Here is a 2,511-nt window from a genome sequence, read left to right as displayed (position 1 = left end):
TCCAGCTGGGACGGGTACTTGTCCATCCGCGGGTGTTCCGGCGCATAGGTCGCGGGCTTCGACGCGTTGTACTTGTCGTTCGTGGGCTGATCGGCCTTCGCCGGGATGATGAACTTCTCCATCGACGCCCACGCCGACTTGAACGGAGCCCAATCACCCGTCGCCCGGCCGTAGCTCGCTTCCAGCCACAGGTAGTAGCTGAACGCCTCGGACGTGGTCTGGTGACCGTGATCCGGCGCCTCGACCATCAGCGTCTCGACCGAGTGGTACGGCACGAGCAGGTCACCGAACTTGCGGAAATACCCGCTGGCCGGATCCTTGATCTTGTTGTACTGGTCGAGGAAGGCTTTGCTGAAGTCCGAAGTGGACGACGAGATCTCCTTGACCGTGACCGAGGCAGGGGCATAACCGGTCGCAGTCGCGGTGAACGTGGCGGAAGCCAGATCCCCGCCGTTGTCCGCCGACGTCACGGTCACGGTCTGCTTCGCCGCACTCGAGAACGTCAGCGTGGCTGGAGTCACCGTGAGATCGGTGCTGCCGCTGCGACCGATCGTCACGGTGACGGGCTGGGACGGCGCGGTCGCCAGGGACACGTCGAACGTGGCCGTCTGGCCCTGGCGGACGTTGACCGTGCCCGGCGTCGCCAGGATCGAAGGCCCGGCGAGAACCTTGACCATCGCGGGCGCCGAAGTCGTTGCGGCACCGCGGTTGTCGCTCGCCTTCGCGGTGATGCGGTGATCACCGGCCGTCGGTGCCCCCCACGTGCCGGTGTACGGCGCGCTGATGTCCGTCGCGATCAACGTGTCGTCGGCGTAGAACTCGACCTTGGCGATCGTGCCGTCGGAGTCCTGCGCGGTCGCCGCCAGCGGGATCGTGGCGGGCAGGGTGTAGGTGCCGCCCGTGGCAGGCGCGGTGAGCGCCACGGACGGCGGCTGGTTGGGGCCGGTGCAGGCGACGCCGTTGACCGCGAAGTTCGTCGGGGGCCGGTTCGCGGAACCCTTGCTGCCGTTGAAACCGACCTGTGCCGTGCCGCCGGCCGGGATCGTGCGCGCCCAGTCCGGGTTGGTAACGCTCACAACAGCTCCGGTCTGGCTGAAAGTACCGTTCCAGCCCTGCGTGACCCGTTGCCCATCGGGGAACGTCCAGGTGAGGTTCCAGCCGTTGATCACGTCACCGTCGTTGCGGATCGTCGCGGTCGCGCCGAAGCCGGTGTTCCACTCGTTGGTGATCTGGTAGGTCACGGTGCACGCGACCGCCAGGGGAGCCGCCACCGCAGGTGCTCCACCGGCCGCCATCACCACCGCGGCCATCAATGCCACTGTTCGCCGAGTCATGCCGCCGCCCTCTCGAGCTGGGAGCGCTCCCAGATTTCACGGCACTGTAACGTGGGTCACGTAAGCCAACCGGCGGCACTGAAAGTAGTTGCTGAGCCACCCAGGGCTACTCATTGAGCCGTTCGACGCAGCGAACACTCGTCCGCTCGTGCCTGTTACAGCCTTCTTGCTGCTCCCTTCGAGTGGAATCTCCGGGAACGCTCCCAGAGGGTCGGCAACCGTCGCCCGAGAACCCCTCGAACGGTCGAACAATTCGACGGAATTCGATTCGAATTGTCGACGGCAATTGACAGGAAACACATCTCGCCCACTACCATCGAGAATTACCGCCGCGCATCCGGAGAACACGGAGCGCACATGAAGAAACTCGCAGCAATGGTGTTCGTCGCTGCGCTGGCCACAATGCTCGCGCCTCAGGCTCACGCCGCGGGCAGCACGTTCCCGACCCCCACCGGGCCGAAGCCGGTCAGTGCGACCATCAAGGTGCCTTCTGGCACCTACGACGGTGGCATGAAGCGGTTCTACGGCACGGGCAGCCTCGGGGGCGGTGGCCAGAACGAGGGCCAGGACCCGATCTTCCAGCTCGCCGACGGCGCGTCGCTGAAGAACGTGGTGCTGGGCGCGCCCGCCGCCGACGGCATCCACTGCCTCGGCACCTGCACGCTCACCAACGTGTGGTGGGAGGACGTCGGCGAGGACGCGGCCACGTTCAAGGGCAAGTCGTCCTCGCAGACCATGACCATCAACGGTGGTGGCGCGCGAAAGGCCGCTGACAAGGTGTTCCAGCACAACGGACCGGGCACGATGATCATCCGCAACTTCCAGGTGGACGACTTCGGCAAGCTCTACCGGTCCTGCGGCAACTGCAAGACGCAGTACAAGCGCAACGTGGTGCTGGAGAACATCACCGCGTTCTCGCCGGGCAAGGCGTTGGTGGGCATCAACACCAACTACGGCGACACCGCGCGGTTCTCGAAGATCACGATCGTCGGCGACAGCAGCCGCAAGATCTCGATCTGCGACAAGTACAAGGGTGTCACGAGCGGTGAGCCGACCAAGATCGGCAGCGGCCCGGACAGCACGAACTGCCTCTACAAAACGTCCGACGTGACCTACCGCTAGTTTCACGATGAAGGGAACCTTCATCCACCTGACGTGGATGAAGGTTCCCTTCATC

2 protein-coding genes are annotated in these 2,511 nt (G+C 65.0%); one reads left to right on the top strand and one right to left on the bottom strand.

What is annotated here, in order from left to right:
- A partial coding sequence (locus tag UK23_RS44730) for a glycoside hydrolase family 48 protein (RefSeq protein WP_231114974.1) occupies positions 1–1,310 on the bottom strand: 1,310 nt, incomplete at its 3' end.
- A gap of 381 nt (positions 1,311–1,691) precedes the next feature.
- Here UK23_RS44730 and UK23_RS44725 point away from each other — a divergent pair.
- Positions 1,692–2,456, top strand: coding sequence for a pectate lyase (locus UK23_RS44725; RefSeq protein WP_045317925.1), 765 nt, complete (start codon positions 1,692–1,694; stop codon positions 2,454–2,456).
- Positions 2,457–2,511: the final 55 nt, after the last annotated feature.

This window comes from Lentzea aerocolonigenes, assembly GCF_000955955.1.
Taxonomy (GTDB): Bacteria; Actinomycetota; Actinomycetes; order Mycobacteriales; family Pseudonocardiaceae; genus Lentzea; species Lentzea aerocolonigenes_A.
This window is presented reverse-complemented; position numbering and strand designations above follow the sequence as displayed.

What these genes read in the sequence shown, in the direction of transcription:
- UK23_RS44725 (WP_045317925.1), top strand. Translation starts at nt 1,692, where the DNA reads ATGAAGAAACTCGCAGCAATGGTGTTCGTCGCTGCGCTGGCCACAATG.